The 17,509-nt window shown below is 40.6% G+C and carries 15 protein-coding genes and 1 riboswitch; of the genes, 8 read left to right on the top strand and 7 right to left on the bottom strand.

The window, feature by feature from the left end:
* The first annotated feature begins 138 nt into the window (after window positions 1–138).
* From MKX62_RS07945 to MKX62_RS07930, 4 genes are all read left to right on the top strand, one after another.
* Window positions 139–1,164, top strand: coding sequence for a methionine ABC transporter ATP-binding protein (locus tag MKX62_RS07945; protein WP_187046314.1), 1,026 nt, complete (start codon window positions 139–141; stop codon window positions 1,162–1,164).
* Entirely contained in the window at window positions 1,154–1,816 is a 663-nt protein-coding gene (locus MKX62_RS07940; protein WP_067204226.1) for a methionine ABC transporter permease, read from the top strand. The genes MKX62_RS07945 and MKX62_RS07940 overlap by 11 nt, the downstream gene beginning before the upstream one ends.
* A gap of 110 nt (window positions 1,817–1,926) precedes the next feature.
* Complete coding sequence (locus MKX62_RS07935; protein ID WP_067204224.1) at window positions 1,927–2,787, top strand: MetQ/NlpA family ABC transporter substrate-binding protein; 861 nt, start codon at window positions 1,927–1,929, stop codon at window positions 2,785–2,787.
* A 20-nt stretch (window positions 2,788–2,807) separates the two neighbouring features.
* The gene (locus MKX62_RS07930) at window positions 2,808–4,007 is read left to right on the top strand and encodes a M20 family metallopeptidase (RefSeq protein ID WP_340741155.1); all 1,200 of its coding nucleotides are present in this window, start codon (window positions 2,808–2,810) and stop codon (window positions 4,005–4,007) included.
* Window positions 4,008–4,534: 527 nt separating this feature from the next.
* Here MKX62_RS07930 and MKX62_RS07925 read toward each other — a convergent pair.
* On the bottom strand, window positions 4,535–6,049 hold the full coding sequence (locus MKX62_RS07925; RefSeq protein ID WP_340741154.1) for an acetyl-CoA hydrolase/transferase family protein: 1,515 nt from the start codon (window positions 6,047–6,049) through the stop codon (window positions 4,535–4,537).
* Between the two features lie 131 nt (window positions 6,050–6,180).
* Window positions 6,181–6,825 carry a LytTR family DNA-binding domain-containing protein gene (locus MKX62_RS07920; protein WP_067204215.1) on the bottom strand — a complete coding sequence of 215 codons (645 nt, stop codon included), beginning with the start codon at window positions 6,823–6,825 and terminating at the stop codon, window positions 6,181–6,183.
* A 502-nt stretch (window positions 6,826–7,327) separates the two neighbouring features.
* Between MKX62_RS07920 and MKX62_RS07915 the strand changes: the two genes are divergently transcribed.
* A complete protein-coding gene (locus tag MKX62_RS07915) occupies window positions 7,328–7,960 on the top strand; it encodes a CBS domain-containing protein (RefSeq protein ID WP_340741153.1) in 633 nt (210 codons plus the stop codon).
* Window positions 7,961–8,019: 59 nt separating this feature from the next.
* Here the strand turns inward: MKX62_RS07915 and MKX62_RS07910 are convergent, their stop codons facing one another.
* The 3 genes from MKX62_RS07910 to MKX62_RS07900 all read right to left on the bottom strand — a co-directional run bounded on the left by MKX62_RS07910 (window position 8,020) and on the right by MKX62_RS07900 (window position 10,822).
* A complete protein-coding gene (locus MKX62_RS07910) occupies window positions 8,020–9,282 on the bottom strand; it encodes an MFS transporter (protein WP_067204208.1) in 1,263 nt (420 codons plus the stop codon).
* Window positions 9,283–9,376: 94 nt separating this feature from the next.
* Window positions 9,377–10,213: a class I SAM-dependent methyltransferase gene (locus MKX62_RS07905; RefSeq protein WP_340741152.1), complete on the bottom strand. Its 837-nt coding sequence runs from the start codon at window positions 10,211–10,213 to the stop codon at window positions 9,377–9,379.
* A 126-nt stretch (window positions 10,214–10,339) separates the two neighbouring features.
* Window positions 10,340–10,822 carry a hypothetical protein gene (locus MKX62_RS07900; protein ID WP_340741151.1) on the bottom strand — a complete coding sequence of 161 codons (483 nt, stop codon included), beginning with the start codon at window positions 10,820–10,822 and terminating at the stop codon, window positions 10,340–10,342.
* 442 nt (window positions 10,823–11,264) lie between these two features.
* On the opposite strand from MKX62_RS07900, the gene MKX62_RS07895 reads away from it, so the two are divergent.
* A complete protein-coding gene (locus MKX62_RS07895; RefSeq protein ID WP_340741150.1) occupies window positions 11,265–12,155 on the top strand; it encodes an AraC family transcriptional regulator in 891 nt (296 codons plus the stop codon).
* A gap of 5 nt (window positions 12,156–12,160) precedes the next feature.
* Here MKX62_RS07895 and MKX62_RS07890 read toward each other — a convergent pair whose 3' ends face one another.
* Window positions 12,161–13,393: an MFS transporter gene (locus tag MKX62_RS07890; RefSeq protein ID WP_340741149.1), complete on the bottom strand. Its 1,233-nt coding sequence runs from the start codon at window positions 13,391–13,393 to the stop codon at window positions 12,161–12,163.
* Window positions 13,394–13,534: 141 nt separating this feature from the next.
* Window positions 13,535–13,726, top strand: a riboswitch (cobalamin riboswitch).
* Between the two features lie 265 nt (window positions 13,727–13,991).
* On the opposite strand from MKX62_RS07890, the gene MKX62_RS07885 reads away from it, so the two are divergent.
* A complete protein-coding gene (locus MKX62_RS07885; protein ID WP_067204199.1) occupies window positions 13,992–14,219 on the top strand; it encodes a hypothetical protein in 228 nt (75 codons plus the stop codon).
* A gap of 996 nt (window positions 14,220–15,215) precedes the next feature.
* Here the strand turns inward: MKX62_RS07885 and MKX62_RS07880 are convergent.
* On the bottom strand, window positions 15,216–15,392 hold the full coding sequence (locus MKX62_RS07880; protein ID WP_187046304.1) for a hypothetical protein: 177 nt from the start codon (window positions 15,390–15,392) through the stop codon (window positions 15,216–15,218).
* Window positions 15,393–15,512: 120 nt separating this feature from the next.
* Here MKX62_RS07880 and MKX62_RS07875 point away from each other — a divergent pair, with 120 nt between their 5' ends.
* Window positions 15,513–17,453 carry a translation factor GTPase family protein gene (locus MKX62_RS07875; RefSeq protein WP_340741148.1) on the top strand — a complete coding sequence of 647 codons (1,941 nt, stop codon included), beginning with the start codon at window positions 15,513–15,515 and terminating at the stop codon, window positions 17,451–17,453.
* Window positions 17,454–17,509 lie beyond the last annotated feature (56 nt).

The raw sequence follows: 17,509 nt of genomic DNA, 5'->3' as shown, positions 1-17,509 counted from the left end.
TATTTTAAGAAAAAGAGGGATTTTTTTCGTTCTTACAACTATCTAGCTTCAGCGGCCAGATGCTCGGGGTCACAAGTCATTTTGCTAGTTGCATCCGTTGTCCGCACAGAATTAACGAAGTACTTAGGGGGTCAATACATGATTGAATTTAAAAATGCATCCAAGACGTTCGCCCTTGGGAAGCGTGAGGTACATGCGGTAAAAGATGTTTCTCTTTTCGTTGAAAAAGGTGAAATTTTCGGCATCATCGGTTTTAGCGGCGCTGGAAAAAGCACATTGCTACGGTTAGTAAATATGCTTGAACGCCCGACTTCAGGCTCTGTTTTCATTCGAGACATCGACGTCAGTACATTATCCTCAAAAGATTTACGGACGCAACGTCGCAACATCGGCATGATTTTTCAGAACTTCAACTTGCTGAACTCACGGACAGTTGCAGGAAACATCGCGTATCCTTTGAAACTTGGCGGAATGCAAAAAAAAGCAATTGCGGAACGCGTCGAGGAATTATTGGACTTCGTTGGCCTGGCCGATAAAGCTAAAGATTATCCGGACCAACTATCAGGAGGGCAAAAGCAACGCGTAGGTATAGCCAGAGCACTCGCCACTTCACCAGACATCCTAATCTGTGATGAAGCCACATCTGCACTAGATCCTGATACGACCGCCGATATACTGCGGTTGTTGAAAAAGGTGAATAAGGATTTGGGTATTACAATCCTCCTTATCACACATGAAATGCATGTTATTCAAACAATTTGCGACAAAGTAGCGGTCATGGAAAATGGAGAAGTAATCGAAACAGGTGATGTTTTTGAAACATTTACTGATCCTCAACATTCGACAACACAACGATTCATCCAATCCGTGCAGCAGGATCTACCTTCAGAAAAATTGATTAATGAGTGGCAATCAAAAGGTGGTACCAAGTTATATCGAGTTATTTTCAAAGGAGATATTGCAAGTGATCCTGTTCTTTCAAAAGTTACACGTAAACATGATGTTGATTTCAACATCGTTTACGGTTCAGTTCGAGAATTACAGGAACGATTTTTTGGCAATCTACTTGTTTCATTTGAAGGAGAAACGGATGCTGTAAGCCATGTATTAAAAGAACTTGAATTAATTGTAGACATAGAGGAGGTCCTACAAGATGAACGTTGATTGGCTTACATTTTGGCCCCGGATTGTAGAAGCAACCGGCGAAACACTGATCATGGTAATCGCCACTCTCGTTTTTGGTTCCATTTTTGGAATTGCAATTGGCCTGCTATTATTTGTCACTAGGCAAAATAACATTTTGGAAAACAAACTTGTTTCTCAAATATTAAATATAGTCATTAACATCGTTCGGCCTGTTCCGTTCATCATCTTCTTAGTAGCCATTTCACAACTGACAAGATTAGTTGTCGGGACAACAATCGGAACCGCAGCAGCCATTTTTCCGATGACAATTGTTGCAACATTCGTCATTGCCCGAGTTGTTGAAAATAACTTGGTCAGCATTGATCCTGGCGTTATTGAAGCAGCACAGGCAATGGGTGCAAGCCCTCTTCGGATTATCTTCACGGTTTTGATACCAGAAGCATTGGGTCCACTTATTTTAGGACTTACCTTCGTTTCCGTCAGTCTTATCGATTTCTCGGCAGTTGCCGGAACAGTTGGCGGCGGAGGTCTTGGACATGTCGCGATGACATACGGTTATCAACGGTTCGACGGTAGTGTCATGCTCGTTACGGTCGTCATTTTAATCATCATGGTGCAATTGGCACAATGGCTTGGCAATACACTTTCTAAAAAAATCATGCGGCGGTAATCTGGGGAAAGTGCAAGATGCCTGGAGCTAGACACTGTACCAGGTCAAAGAATCTTATACTTAATAATCTTTTAAAAATACAATCATTCAACTAAAAGGAGACGAATTAAATGAGGAAATTATGGTTAGTAAGTTTAGCAGTATTAACTGCTATTGTACTCGCTGCTTGCGGCGGTAAAGAAAGCGGAAATAGTGATACAGTCAAAGTGAAAATTGGTGTCAACGGTGCAGATGGTGTCCAATGGCCATTGCTGAAAGAAAAAGCGGCAAAAGAAGGCATTGAAATCGAACTTGTCGAATTCGCAGATTATACATTGCCAAATAATGCACTTGCACAAGGCGATATCGACTTAAATGCATTCCAACATTTCTCGTTCCTATCCCAATATGTAAAAGAAAGTAAAAATGAACTTGTTCCAATTGGCTCGACGATGTTTGCACCACTTGGCGTTTACTCTGAAAAAATTAAGGATATTTCTGAAATCAAAGAAGGCGACAAAATTGCGATTCCAGATGACCCTTCAAACCAAGCACGTGCGCTACGCCTACTAGAAAGTGCTGATTTAATTTCACTTTCAGATGACTTTGGATTGTTTGGTGATCCGACAAAAATCACTGAAAATCCATTGAACCTAGAAATCATTCCTATGGTTGCTCAACAAACACCTCGGATATTGCCAGATGTGACTGCCGCGATTATTAACAACGGAATTGCTGGACAAGCAGGATTTTCACCAGGAGAGGATCCACTCTTTAGAGAATCAAGTGACGATGAGAGTATTTACCCATATGTGAATTTAATCGTAGCAAGCGGGAAAGAAAAAAACAATAAAACATTCAAACGGATCGTTGAGTTATATCAAGAAGAAGATATTGAAAAAGCTATCGAAGAAGATACAAAAGGCGGATCATATCTTATTAAGTTAACACCGGAAGAGATTGATACCGTCTTTGAAGACCTTAAAAAATAATTGAACTGGGGGCATTCATAATGAGCATTGTAAATGAAAAGACGAACATATTATTCCATTCAATTGAACAGAACCATGACTTATATATTCAAACGAGTCAGGAAATTCATGCAAACCCGGAAATCGGAAACGAAGAAGTGTATGCAAGTGCCAAACATGTTGCGCTGTTGGAAGATGCAGGGTTTGAAGTAAAAACAGCGGTTGCTGGTCATGAAACATCGTTTTATGCTGTGAAAGACAGTGGAAAAGAAGGTCCGACAATCGCTTACCTTGCTGAATATGATGCACTTCCTGGGTTAGGACATGCATGCGGACATAATATTATTGGAACAACAAGTGTTGCAGCGGGGATTGCACTTGCCGAAGCGCTTCCTGAAACGGGCGGCCGCGTTGTCGTTTTAGGCACACCAGCTGAAGAAGGCGGTCCGAATGGCAGCGCAAAAGGCAGCTTCGTTAGACACGGTTATTTAAAGGACGTAGATGTTGCGCTCATGATCCATCCATCTGGAAAGACAGCTACAACAGGTGAATCACTCGCTGTGGACCCACTCGATTTTCATTTTTACGGAAAACCAGCTCACGCATCAGGTTCTCCTGAACAAGGTATCAATGCGCTGGACGCTGTCATCCAACTGTTCAACGGCATTAACGCCCTGCGTCAGCAGCTGCCTTCTGAGGTCCGCATCCACGGTATTATTACACACGGCGGCGATGCACCCAATATTATTCCCGAATACGCATCTGCACGTTTTTATATCCGTGCGGAATCTTGGCAGAAAACAGTCGAGACTTCTGACAGAGTCCGGAATATTGCTGAAGGCGCCGCCCTTGCAACGGGTGCAACCGTTAAAATTGAACGTTTCCAAAACGAAGTGAAAGACCTCGTTCTGAACTCCGTATTGGATGAAACGTTACACGTGGAACTTGAAACACTTGGTGAAGTCGTCCATACCGAAAAACGGAAAGGCAAAGGTTCGACGGATGCGGGCAACATTAGCTATGTAGTTCCGACTGCACATCCATACATTAAAATCGGGCCAGATGACTTGATTGCCCATACGGTTGAATTCAGGGAAGCTGCAAAATCGGAGCTTGGCAACCAAGCATTGATTACAGGAGCGAAAGCACTTGCGTCTACGGGGTATAGGCTGCTAACGGATGCCGAACTTCTTCATCGCGTGAAAGAGGAATTTGAAAGAGCACTTGCAGCAAAAGTATAACAGCAGTGTGATGAATTGATCCGTTCGCGGAGGTTATATGGTTCGGTCTCTCATGCTATTATGATTGGTCAGCTAGTTTATTTGCTCGGGTCGCATGATATATGATTGGGTGGCAAGCTTATATGATCGGGGCGCACGCTATATGATCGGATGGCAAGCCTATATGCTCGGTCTCTCACTCTATATGATTGGGTAGCTAGCTTATTTGCTCGGTTCGTACGATATTTGATTGGTTGGCAAGCTTATATGCTCGGGTCGCATGCTATTTGATCGGGTAGCAAGCTTATATGCTCGGTTCCTACGCTATATGATCGGGTAGCAAGCCTTTATGCTCGGGTCGCATGCTATTTGATCGGATAGCTAGCCTTTATGCTCGGTTCGCATGCTATTTGATCGGATAGCTAGACTTTATGCTCGGGTCGCACGCTATTTGATCGGGTGGCAAGCTTCATGCTATCAAATAACCCCTCACCATAAAAACAGAAAAAGGGTTACCTCAATCAGGTAACCCTTTTTCTATTTGTTTATTATACCAACTCTTCAACATGCTCTCGCATTGTTCCGTTCTTCGCCAAATTCGCATGCCATGAGAATGCTTTTTCCAAGACATGTGGCGTATGACCGCCTCTTTCAAGCGCCTCTTCGTAATAAGCGCGAAGTTGCTCGCGGTACATCGGGTGTGCGCAACGTTCGATTATGAGCTCCACACGTTCCCTTGGGGCAAGTCCGCGTAAATCTGCATAGCCTTGCTCTGTAACAATAATGTCGACATCATGCTCTGTGTGGTCCACATGTGAAACGAACGGGACGATACTTGAAATGTTACCGCCTTTTGCCGTTGACTTCGTAACGAAAATAGCAAGGCGTGCATTGCGGGCAAAATCACCTGATCCGCCGATACCGTTCATCATCTTCGTCCCTGAAACATGCGTCGAATTGACGTTGCCGTAGATATCGAGTTCAAGTGCTGTATTTATGGATATTAAGCCGAGACGACGGATAATTTCCGGATGGTTCGAAATTTCCTGCGGACGCATGATAAGCTTGTCTCGATACTTTTCAAAGTTATTAAAGACCTGATCCATCTTCTCTTCAGATAATGTAATTGATGCACAAGATGCGAAACGTACTTTTCCTGCATCAATCAAATCAAACACGGAATCCTGCAGTACTTCTGAATATACTTCTAAATCCTTGAATTCTGAGTTGATCATTCCGTGAAGAACTGCATTCGCTACCGATCCAATTCCTGACTGTAATGGTGCTAGACGTTCAGTTAACCGACCTGCTTGAATCTCAGTACGAAGGAACGTTAATAAATGCTCTGCCATAATTTCTGTTTCTTGATCAGGCGCTACAATCGTAGAAGGAGAATCCAGTTGGTCTGTGAAGACGATTCCTTTTACCTTTTTCATGTCAATAGGAATGCCAATCGTACCAATCCGGTCATCTACTTTCATTAACTGAATCGGCGACCTTTCACCCTGTTTACCCGGATCGTATAAATCATGCAGCCCTTCCAATTTTGTAGACTGCGCCATATTAATTTCTATAATAATTGCTTTTGCATGTTGCGCGAACGTCAATGAGTTACCAACCGAGGTCGTTGGAATAATCATTCCGTCTTCCGTTATTGAAACCGCTTCCAAAATTGCAAAGTCAATTGGCTCGACAACTTCAGCACGAATAAGTTCCGCGGTATGCGACAAATGATGATCCACAAATAGAAGATCGCCGTTATTAATCTTTTTCCGCATCGTTGGATCTGCTTGGAATGGTAATCTTTTATGTATAATATCAGCTTCAGCAAACAGTCGATCGATATCAGACCCTAACGATGCGCCCGTAAACACATTCACTTTGAACGTTTCGGTTTCCGCACGTTTCACCAATGCCAGTGGAACCGCTTTTGCGTCACCCGCACGTGTAAATCCACTTAACCCTAGCGTCATACCGTCTTCAATCCAAGACGCCGCCTCTGTCGGTGAGACAACAACGTCTCTCAATTGAACATTTTTAATTCGATCCATATGATTTTCCATCCATAGACGCCTCAATTCATAACTTTTAGTTAATTTTAACTTAAGCACTTACATGAATGAGGAATTAGGCGTTGGACAAGGAATTATCCGGTGAAGCACTAAAATACATGATTAAAGCAGCACGAATCAAGTTAAAACCCTAAAAGTTTACGAAAGTAACTGGAATAGGATTGGCTAACTGGAATTCTTGTTCCATTATCCATTTCCAAGACAAAAGTCGAGTGCGTATCAGGGTAAATCCCCTTGATGTGATGAACATTAACGATAAAGGAGCGATGACATCGTACAAATGACTCTCGCGGCAATAGATATTCAAACTCTTGTAACGTATTTTTATGAGTTCCTGAAAAACCCTCCGCCATCACATATGTTTTCCGGTCTTTCACCTCAACATATTTTACGCTTGCGAAAGGAACAGGAATCCATCCATCATGTGTCTTTACGGTAACGACAGATTTCCCATCCGTATACACGGGGTATATTGCAGTTACACACCCCTCTAGTTCCCCGTCATGATAAAACGGAACCGCCATCCCATGATAAGGGACACCAAACACATCACGGTTGATGAACTCCGACACTTTTTGTTTCTGGGAAATAGCCTTCTGTGCGATCGTGCCTTCCTTCACGGGATCCCCCGGCCTAATTTTTAAATCAACCCGCTTGCTGGGCAGATAATAGAGGTACTCCTCCGTATTCGACACCACTATAGAGATTTCATCTGAAAACACTTCCCCAATGACATCTAACAGTGCACTGAGACTTAAATTCTCCATTTTTATTACCCCTTTTACTCATTTCACGATTTATTCTTTTGCGTTCTTTCTATTATACTAGAAGTTCGTGCAATTGATTGGCAAAAAATATGGAACCCCTTTGGAAGCCACTGAAAAAGTTTTTTTATATAGTAAGAACTAGTTGATTGTAGTGAAGAGCGGCGACTCCAGCGGGAACAGCACGAGCTGAAGACCCCGCAGGAACGCGAGGGAATGATGCCTTAATTTCTGCCAAGAACGCAGAAATACGGCAAATCGAACCCTTTGCTGTTCGATTGGCTGAAGCCGTGCCCGCGGAAAGCGTCCGCTCGGAACGGAAATCAACGGGATTGAAAGATATCGTACTTTTTCAGTGCCCCCCTTTGGAGTCTATGTATACTGGGATTAACAAGATTTGTTGTATAATTAATTGTACAACTTCCTATATCTTGATTATAATAAATACTATCATAGACTAAAAATTGTGATAATAACAAAAATGAAATAACGAGGAGGAACAAGCATGCATGTAAGAGACCTACTTTTAGAGCGACTTGACGTTGCCACAGTGAAGATCGATCAAACCGTGAGAGAAGTGCTGGATCAAATCAATGCGAGTGGATATAGATGTATTCCCGTTGTTGACAGCGAAGACTTCTATAAAGGTATGATTTATAAAGTTCACTTGATAGAATATCTGTACGAAGACAATGGGGATGAGAATTCAAAAATCGACCATTTGTTGAAGCATCAAGATACATTCATAACAGAACGTTCCTCTTTTTTAAGTGCACTCATCGAAATTAAGTCACTACCTTTTTTAAGCGTTGTAGAAAACGAGAAACTCGTTGGGATATTAACGCATAATAGTGTTGAAAGTGTGTTGGAAGATGCATTCGGATTAAAAACGGGGGGCATCAATCTTACGCTATCTTCGACTGAAGCTAAAGGTATGATTGAAAAACTGACGAAAACGTTACGCGGTGAAAACATTGAAGGCATGTTCACGCTGGATAATGGTTCCGTTCTTGCTCGAAGAGTAGTTATCACACTTGAAAGCGGAAAGACTGATGCAGAAATCGATAAACTAACCGAAAAACTTGAAAAAGGCGGTTTCAGAATTCTGCAAGTCGATAAAATCGATAAAGTTGATTGAGAGATAAATCGAAAAGCGTTGCACACATCCTACAATGTGTGCAACGCTTTTCAATTTTATTATGTCGTTGTTATCTTTACATCTGGTTCAGGAACACGTGAGAGAATAATGATTCCGATAATGAACAGGATTATCAGGCTGAATACCCCGTATGCAGAGCTTCCAGTCATCTGGGCAGTCACTGCTACCAGTAAAGGCCCCATGACGGACGCAAATTTACCGAAAATATTATAGAAGCCGAAAAACTCATTCGACTTTTCTTTTGGTACAAGCCTTGCAAAATATGAACGACTCAATGCTTGAATGCCGCCTTGTGACGTTGCAACGAGCATCGCCAAGACCCAGAAGTCCATCGTTGTTTTCATGAAAAACGCATAAATACACACAATGATATAAACACAGATTCCCACGTATAACATCTTTTTCCCGGTAAACTTCTGCGCCAATTTGCCGTAAAGAATTGCGAATGGCGCCGCCACAACCTGCGTGACAAACAAGATAATAAGAAGGTTTTCTGCGCTAATCCCTAAATCCGATCCGTAAGCCGTGGACATTGAAATAATTGTTCCAACTCCGTCTATATAAAAGAAATAAGCCAATAAAAATAAAAAAACTGTCCGGTATTTGCGGATTTCTTTAAATGTACCGCCAAGACGTCTGAAACTACTTGCCAATAAATTTGGTTCACGCTTAATACCATGGATCTGATGAACATTTTTGACCATCGGAATTGTGAACACAAACCACCAAATCGCTGTAATGACAAAGGCTATCCTACTTGCGGTTGACGTCGTAAGTGGAATAATCTCTTTACCTGCTAAAAGAATAATAGCAATACTGATAATGAACGGAATTGTGCTCCCGATATAGCCCAACCCGAAGCCCCTTGCCGATATCTTGTTCATTCGCTCCTCTGGTGTAACGTCCACTAAAAATGCATCGTAAAATATATTTGCCCCATGAAAACCAACGGCTGTAATGGTGTAGATGATCAATAACCATAACCAGTTACCGCCCGGTACGAATGCCAATGAAAGTGTCGCGGCAGTCCCCATCAGGAAAAAGAATAGAAAGAACTTCTTCTTTAATCCTTCATAATCGGCAATCGTTCCTAAAAGAGGTCCAATCATCGCCAGTATGAATGTTGCAATAGCAACTGTATACCCCAAATAAGCAGTTGAATTCGACATACTCACGCCTGCATCTGTCGCCACCGCCTTATAATAAAGCGGAAACACCGCAGTCGTGATAATAATCGAATATGCCGAGTTTGCCCAGTCATAGAAAATCCAACTGTTCTCCTCTTTACTGTACTTTTTCACGCCCTCATTCCCCCTCTCACTCCCTACTTACAGTGTACAATAAGGGGTGTTGAAAAATAATGAAAAATCAAAACTTTACAATCGTACAACTTCACTATTCTGCGATAAATACGTAGGTTGACATCGGTTTAATCGCATGATTATTTTGCGCTTCTTCTAACAAAATCACTTCAGATTGAATTAGTGATTTTAGTTTTCCAGGCAGATCAACAAGGTTATTAATCTCCTCTTTGTAATCAGCTACGGTCATCGCAATTTCCCATTCCGCATCTTGTAGCTTAGGAGAATAAACGGATTGCTCATTTACAATTGTCCAGCCTGCATTTTCGACAACACGCTTTATATCCATTGGTGTAAATAAGGTACGTACATTTGAAAGACTGCTTTCTTTGAAGCACTCATACTGGGATTGAATAAGCACGGCCAAGAAATGAGGGTATTGCTCAATCATTTGAATTCTTGAATCCCATTCAGCAAAACATAAGGTCTTGCCCCATTTTCTAACCTTCTTTAAAATCCCCTCAAGTTCCTCAAATGATTTTAAGTACCAGGAACAATGTGAGAAAACAATATAGTCAAAACTTTTTTCAGGAAAATCTACCTCTGCTGATAAAACATCAACGTTAAATTCCATTTTAAGCTGCTTTCCTAACTTAGACCGCTGTAAATAACGAGCAGAATCACCTACAGTTATCGGGGCTCCGTAATCTGGAGATGCAATATCTATCCCGTGAACAAATCCTTGTTCTCCGACGATATAAGCTAACGCAGCCGTCGTATCCCCCTGTCCACAACCGATTTCTAAAACACTACTTCCTTCTTTTATTCCCCAGGACTCAACGAGCTTAAGGCGATGCTCCGTCTGAATTCGTTGAACCTCTTCACTGGAAGCCATACATTCTACAATGTTTGTAATCACGTGATCTTTCATATACACACCTCATTTTATGTAAGTATTTGAGCCCACAATCCCCACCCAAATACCTTTCTAAAACTTCTTTTCGCCAAAACCCCCTATTTCCCCTTTTTTATGCAAGTACCAAGTACCCAAACAAGGTTACTTACTTTTATTATGCAATTCAAATGACTCTTCAAGGTCACCCCATTTTACATTTACTTGTATAACTTCATCTTCGTTTATTTTTGTTCCGCCTTCTGAAGCCCCGCTAGCTGTAAATAATAGCTCTTCAGGGGGCCCATCAAATTCTTTCGTCGTTTCCCCGCCACTAGAATTTGTTTTATGAGCGTATTCAAGTTTCCTTATTGAAGACAATTCTTCTAAAAACCCTTTGTATTTCAATAAAAGTTGATAGCTATCTTCGTTGGAGTACGTTCTATCGCCGTTATCTTTCTTCCACACTTCCGTTCCCCTATATACATATTCGGCTTCCCAGTGTTCACTTTCTCCTTTAAATTTGTAATCATTGCTAACCCTTTTTGCACAAGCTGTTAAAACCAGTATTACTATTAATAACATGATTATTTTCTTCAAAGTAACTTCCTCCCTCAAAGTTATTGAATTAAACTTTTCCACTTTCATCGTTTAAATCCTTTTAAGATGCCCTCGCTTTCTTTATGCAGGTATACATTTGTTCAACATATAGAGTGCATAAAAGATCGAGTAAGTTTATTTCTTATGTTTTCAATCAATTTCCCATTACCCAAATTTTAACACTAAAAGTAACTGTTGGTTAGTTTTTCACTTAACCAAATACACCATTAACAAGAAATGAAGGATGCATCATGTGCCTGTTGTACTTTCATTCAAATCTTGGATCATAGTAAAATAACTTCTCAAACTTTGATTATCCTATTTTTATAACGTATTACCAAAATAAAAAAGAGTCCCTATAGCCCAAAAATTGTATTCACATTCCCCTTCTAAATGATAGAGTTGCTATAGGACAGTTCCCTCTGTTAGGGATGATTAGCTATTTTATAGAGCAAAGAGGCAGGCGATTGATATCCAACAGTTAATTTTATTGCAGCATGTAATCGATTATGTGGAGGACCATATTAAAGAGGACATTAAACCTGAGGAACTAGCTAAACTGGTTGGTTATTCTCCTTATCATTTTTATAGAATTTTTAATAACCATGTTGGTTATACAATTATGGACTATGTTTTAAAAAGAAAACTGCAATACGCGTTATATGAATTAGTAAAAGGCGAAAAAATAATTCAAATTGCATTAGACTATGGATTTGAAACGCATTCTGGCTTTACAAAGGCTTTCAAGAAATATTTTGGCAGTCCACCAAGCTTATATAGGCTCCACTGTCCGCTATCATTGCCTCAAAAAATTGACCTTTTGAGCCTTAGGCAAAAAAAAGTAGGTGGCATTGTTATGCAACCGAAAATTGTTCAGAAACCAGCTTTTACTATTGCCGGTAAAACATTTGAGAGTGTTATCGAAAATGTCTTTTACACAAGAGATGCACCTGCCTTTTGGGACCAAAGAATTTCCCCGGATGAATCAATCGAAAGCACTCTGTACGAAGCACTATCTCCAAAAAAACATGGAGAATATTGTATCAATCTTAGTAGCGTCGAAATAGAAGATAGATTTACTTATTTATTCGCGGTAAATTATGATCGAGATGTTCAACTACCTGCTGGACTGACAAAACTGCAAATTCCAGATGCTACTTATGCAGTTTTTAGGACTCCACTTGTTGAAGTCGAACAGTTTGTCTCTTCCATCAAGGGAACTTGGCTCTATATTTTAGAAGATTGGCTACCTCAATCTCTTTATGAAGTCGATGAAACAAGCTATGACTTTGAATATTACGATGAACACTGTCATGACTGGGATTATGAAAAAATATATATGGAAATTTACTTGCCGATCAAAGAAAGAAATAGAGAGTGATCGATTCACTCTCTAGACTTGTTTAAGACAACTTTATATAAAAGTAATACAGGAGTTAACAAAATGGCACTAACAATGATAGCAATTTTTATCGTAAAGCTCGATGCTATAATCCCAATTACCGGACCACCTCCAATTTGACCAATAGCGTCCACTTGTCCCTTAACCGAAAAGAATGTTGCACGTACAGAGGAATCAGAAATAATTTTATTAAGCCAAATATCCTCTAATGGATACATGACTTGCCTTGTCACTTGAATGATTACATAAAAAATCAGCAAGCTGATCATATACGTTGAGAACGCAAAGCCAATTAATGAAATGACGATGAAGAAGCTGGCCACAAAAAGAACAACATAAATCTGCCTTAGATTTTGGTGGATAGCACTTCGATTCAGAAAATGGAGTGCTGCAAAGGAAATAAGCACGACAATGAACTGAATTCCCCCCATTATCACAACTAACTTCTCAATCGTTAACGAAGATATATTTGAGACCTCCAAAAAATGAGCGATCCATAATCGGTCAAAACCTTCACTATAAAACCCAATAAATAAAGCAATGAGAAATAGCATCCTTATGATGAAGCTCGCTTTGGAATAGGAAATAATATTGCCCATATTCTCCTTCATACTTCCCAGCGTAGATATTCTTCCTTCTTTATCTAACGGTTTGAAGTTTTCTTCTTTCATAAAAATCATTAAATAGACGGCTAATCCAATCATACATAGCCCGCCGATAATGATTGGTAGGTTAATCATAAAATAGCCCATTAAAATACTGAGCGGAATAGCTATAATTTGGCCAAGATTACCGGCCTTTGCCCCTTTTATAAATGCCAGTGAAGCACGTTCCTCCCCTATTTCATCTGCAATCCAGGCTTGCTGAGAGCCGCTAGTAAAGGTATAGCCAATCCCCCATGCAATTTGAGCCACTAGCACTGTTACAAAATAGGGAAATACCCCTTCAATTAAAAAACCGATTCCTATTAATATATACCCAATTATTAAAGATAACTTCCGACTTTTCAAATCCGAAACAACCCCAGTTGGAATCTCAAAAAGAAAAACGGAAAGCTCCAAAACGGTCCCAATTAACACAAGTTGAAGCGGATCAAGCTTTACAGTTTGCACATGGTACAACAAGTTCACCGTAAATATAAATGTGAAAAATAATTGTGATAAGAAGCATGTAGAAATGTAAACTCGATATGGATCTTTTGTTTTTATTTTATTCATTTTCTATCCCCCCAGCTTGATTATAGTAAGAGGGATAGACATTTTCTTGTCCAAATTTGCGGTAATGGGCCATTAATGAACCCCTTGTTTAGCAATCGTGTTAAGTCAGACAATATGTATGTTATAGTAAAAGCACAACTGAATAACGTGTAGAAATTAGGTGCTTTTTTACGTTTGTATAAAAGCTTAAAAGGGAAGTTCGGTGAAAAACCGACGCTGTCCCGCAACTGTAAATGGGAGTACTCTTTTCAAATCCACTGTTCGTTACGAATGGGAAGGGAAAAGAACGCGATGATCATGAGCCAGGAGACCTGCCTATTTCAGTACACACCAATTCCCTACGCGGATAGGAGGTGTTAAGTGCGGCTATGATCGAGCAATTTCTTGTAAAAGCCGCCGTACGAAAGAACGTAATACAAAAGAAACATAAGAGGACTCAATACCTCTTATTTCACTGTGCAGTCAATAGTGTACTTCTGTTTACGAACCATTCGTTACGGCAACAAGCGACCATACAAATTTACGCATACTAGCATCTTCCTTACGTTTAACTAGGAAGATGCTTTTTTATTTCCATAAAAGAAAGGGATTTTAGCCAATGAAACTTGGAACAAAAGAATATTATCTGGACGCATTCAAACATGTCTTAATGACAAATCTCATCATAAGCGAATCACAATCACTGTCTTCAACCTATTCTTATTACGAAGAACAGATTGGAAAAACAACGTCTATAAACGAAGAGGTAAAAAAACTTTATTCACGTAACCTCCAAAAAGCATTCGATGAAATCAAACACGAAGTAATCGGTTCACCAGAAGATTAAGCTTAAAAAAACAACCAGTAAATAACTGAATCCAACACTATATATGTTGAACAAATGAATACGGCGTATATGCTTTACAAGGGCTTTTGAGAGGCCACTGAAAAAGCCCCAATACTTAGAGCAAATTAGAATTCCTGCCAATACCGCTTCGACGCTTTGTGGATGCCTCCCGCGATAAGCCAGAAAGGAGACCGCTTTCAGTCTTATCGCTCCGGCTACCACGAAGACGCGCCTGCGCTGGGTGGTCTATGTGAGATAACGCATTTCATTATCTGGGATGAAATCTGCAACCTGGATTGTGGATTTCTTGACTATAATTATATATGTTGAATCCGGTATATATACTGAGCGAAGGCGCCTTAACAGGGGTAGCCAACCGAACAACGAAGAGTTCGGTTTGTATAATTTCTGCGTTCTTTGCAGAAATTATACAGTTAATGCCAAGAGGTTATTCCAGATAGGTTAAAGAATACCTCATCTGGCTTATGGCGGGAGGCATCTCCTAGCGCCGTAGCGGTTCAATGGAATTCTTTATTTCAATTTATATAATATCAACTAGTAATCACCTTACAATCTCGCCATATACATCTCAAAATTACATTTCTCTCGAAAATATACAACCTAGCGAAGGCGCGGCAAAGGCATCCCCAAAGCGCCAAGCGATCTACAATCCACAACCCGAATAACAGCTCTCTCATTATTGAGCACCACAACTGATTCAATAGGATTCTTTAATTCAACATATATAGCCGCTTCTTGTACAATTACTTTGGATTGCTTTGAATTGAACGACCTCTATATGATTACCGAGATGTCTTGATGTGTAGGGATGCGACAGGATTATCTAGGAGCAATGAACTGCAATTCCTAGCCACACTTGCCCATCGGTAAAGATGTTATAAATAGTTCGCCGAAAGCGGACTGGAAATGATCCAGTGAAAAAGGCATCAAAAAAAACGTGGCAGTCATAATAGACTTTCCACGCTTTTAATGTACTTACAGTTCCTGATAATTCCTCTGATGCGTACCACCGTCTTTTACATCCGCATGATACAACGCTTTCAAAGCAAAACTCTTCTCTAAGTCAAGCTCTGCCATTATCTGTTTCAGACGTTTTGACAGCTCTTTATCATTCTTTACAAGCTGTTCCATTTTCGTTCTTGAATATTTCAAAATCTGATTCCTCCTTCACATTCAGTTTGTCTTTACAGTATAACACCTATTTAAGGTCATTCGCCCAATTCAGATTTGCTATACTACTGGTAGTAGCAAGAATCGGACAGGAGTGACATCATGTATAAAACAATTGGCATACTTGCACATGTAGATGCAGGAAAAACAACTTTTTCTGAACAACTGCTTTATCATACAAAAAGCATTAAACAAAGAGGGCGCGTGGACCATAAAGACGCCTTCCTCGATAGCCATACAATTGAGAAAGAAAGAGGTATTACGGTTTTTGCAGACCAGGCATCCATTTCCTATAACGGATCTACCTACTACATTATCGATACACCTGGACACGTCGATTTTTCTCCTGAAATGGAACGCGCTATTCAAGTAATGGATTATGCCATTATTATCATTAGCGCAAGCGATGGCGTGGAAGGTCATACGGAAACCGTGTGGCAACTGCTCCGCAAACATCAGGTACCTACATTCTTTTTCATCAATAAAACGGACCGTGAAGGAACCGACATTGCAAGTGTACTCCATGAAATTCGCACCAATCTATCGGAAGACATCTGTGACCTTACATCCTCTTTCAATGAAGGAATTATGGAAGATGAACTCATTGAATTTATCGCAGAACGTGATGAAGCACTTCTTGAGACCTATTTGGAATCAGGTTACGACAACGATTTGTGGCTTGCAACATTAAAGAAAATGATTAGCGACAATAAAATCTTCGCCCTCTCCAGCGGTTCTGCACTCAAGGACATTGGTGTCATGGCGTTTTTCGAGAAGCTCGATTTATTGACAACAACTTCTTACGATGATGATAGTGATTTCGCTGCACAGGTCTATAAAATCCGCCATGATGACAGTGGTAACAGGGTCACTTTCCTTAAATCACTAAGCGGTACGCTAAGCGTCAGGGATGGAGTGAATTACGGAGATTACACGGAGAAAGTGACACAGATACGCGTTTATAACGGTAATAAGTTCAAAGCAATCGATCATGTTCATGCCGGTGAACTGTTCGCCGTTACTGGATTAACGCAAGCGGCCATTGGTGATGGCGTTGGAGCACTAGAAGAAAAAGCGACCTTTGACATGATGCCTACCCTTAAGTCAAAAGTTATTTTCGACGCTGCCATCCATGTGAAAGAAGTACTTCGATGTTTTAACCTACTCGATGCGGAGGATCCTTCTTTGCGCGTCTTCTGGGATGAACATTTTCAAGAAATTCATGTTCACGTTATGGGCGTCATCCAGCTCGAAGTACTCCAACAAATTGTTAACGAGCGTTTTTCGATTCAAGTCTCCTTCGGTGAACCTAAAATCCTGTATAAGGAAACCATTGAAACATCCGTAACGGGTTATGGTCATTTTGAACCTTTAAGGCATTACGCGGAAGTACATCTTTTAATTGAACCAACCGAAAGGAATAGTGGCATACAGTTCGACAACGTCTGCCATGCAAACGATTTACTTATTGGTCACCAAAACGTAGTACGCGGCCATTTATTCGAACGAGAGCATCATGGGTTATTAACCGGCTCAGCTCTTACAGATGTCAAAGTAACGTTACTGACAGGACGAAGTCATAACGAGTACACATCTGGAGGTGACTTTAGAGAGGCTACTTTCCGGGCTCTGCGACAAGGTTTAGAACAAGTACCCAATACGTTGCTCGAACCCTACTACGATTTCAAAATAAAAGTGGACTTGGATAATATGGGAAGAGTGCTGTCAGACATTCAACAAGCACATGGCAGCTTTGACGCACCAGAAACAATTGGCGAAAAAGTTATTGTAAAAGGGCGTGTGCCAGTTGCTACTTTTATGAATTACAGCACCGTCTTTGCTTCATTCACCCACGGTAAAGGAACGCTTAGCCTGTTATTCGGGGGCTATGACCGCTGTCATAACCAGGAACAAGTCATTGAAGAAATCGGTTATAACAAAGAAGCGGATCCCGAATACTCATCCACTTCCATTTTCTTGACCAAAGGAAAAGGCTATTCCGTCCCGTGGGATGAAGCCGAGAAGGCAATGCATTGTTTATAAATAAAACCCATTGTCATGTCTGTTGATTAACCAAAGTAACCAGTGAGTAACGTGAT

This window comes from Sporosarcina sp. FSL K6-5500 (assembly GCF_038005665.1).
In the GTDB taxonomy this organism is placed as follows: domain Bacteria; phylum Bacillota; class Bacilli; order Bacillales_A; family Planococcaceae; genus Sporosarcina; species Sporosarcina psychrophila.
The sequence above is the reverse complement of the archived record's forward strand: the minus strand, read 5'-3'. Positions and strand labels throughout refer to the sequence as shown.

Coding starts and splice junctions, on each gene's coding strand:
- MKX62_RS07935 (WP_067204224.1), top strand. CDS start 1,927: ATGAGGAAATTATGGTTAGTAAGTTTAGCAGTATTAACTGCTATTGTA.
- MKX62_RS07890 (WP_340741149.1), bottom strand. CDS start 13,393: ATGAATAAAATAAAAACAAAAGATCCATATCGAGTTTACATTTCTACA.
- MKX62_RS07920 (WP_067204215.1), bottom strand. CDS start 6,825: ATGGAGAATTTAAGTCTCAGTGCACTGTTAGATGTCATTGGGGAAGTG.
- MKX62_RS07930 (WP_340741155.1), top strand. CDS start 2,808: ATGAGCATTGTAAATGAAAAGACGAACATATTATTCCATTCAATTGAA.
- MKX62_RS07915 (WP_340741153.1), top strand. CDS start 7,328: ATGCATGTAAGAGACCTACTTTTAGAGCGACTTGACGTTGCCACAGTG.
- MKX62_RS07900 (WP_340741151.1), bottom strand. CDS start 10,822: ATGAAAGTGGAAAAGTTTAATTCAATAACTTTGAGGGAGGAAGTTACT.
- MKX62_RS07940 (WP_067204226.1), top strand. CDS start 1,154: ATGAACGTTGATTGGCTTACATTTTGGCCCCGGATTGTAGAAGCAACC.
- MKX62_RS07945 (WP_187046314.1), top strand. CDS start 139: ATGATTGAATTTAAAAATGCATCCAAGACGTTCGCCCTTGGGAAGCGT.
- MKX62_RS07875 (WP_340741148.1), top strand. CDS start 15,513: ATGTATAAAACAATTGGCATACTTGCACATGTAGATGCAGGAAAAACA.
- MKX62_RS07905 (WP_340741152.1), bottom strand. CDS start 10,213: ATGAAAGATCACGTGATTACAAACATTGTAGAATGTATGGCTTCCAGT.
- MKX62_RS07885 (WP_067204199.1), top strand. CDS start 13,992: ATGAAACTTGGAACAAAAGAATATTATCTGGACGCATTCAAACATGTC.
- MKX62_RS07925 (WP_340741154.1), bottom strand. CDS start 6,049: ATGGAAAATCATATGGATCGAATTAAAAATGTTCAATTGAGAGACGTT.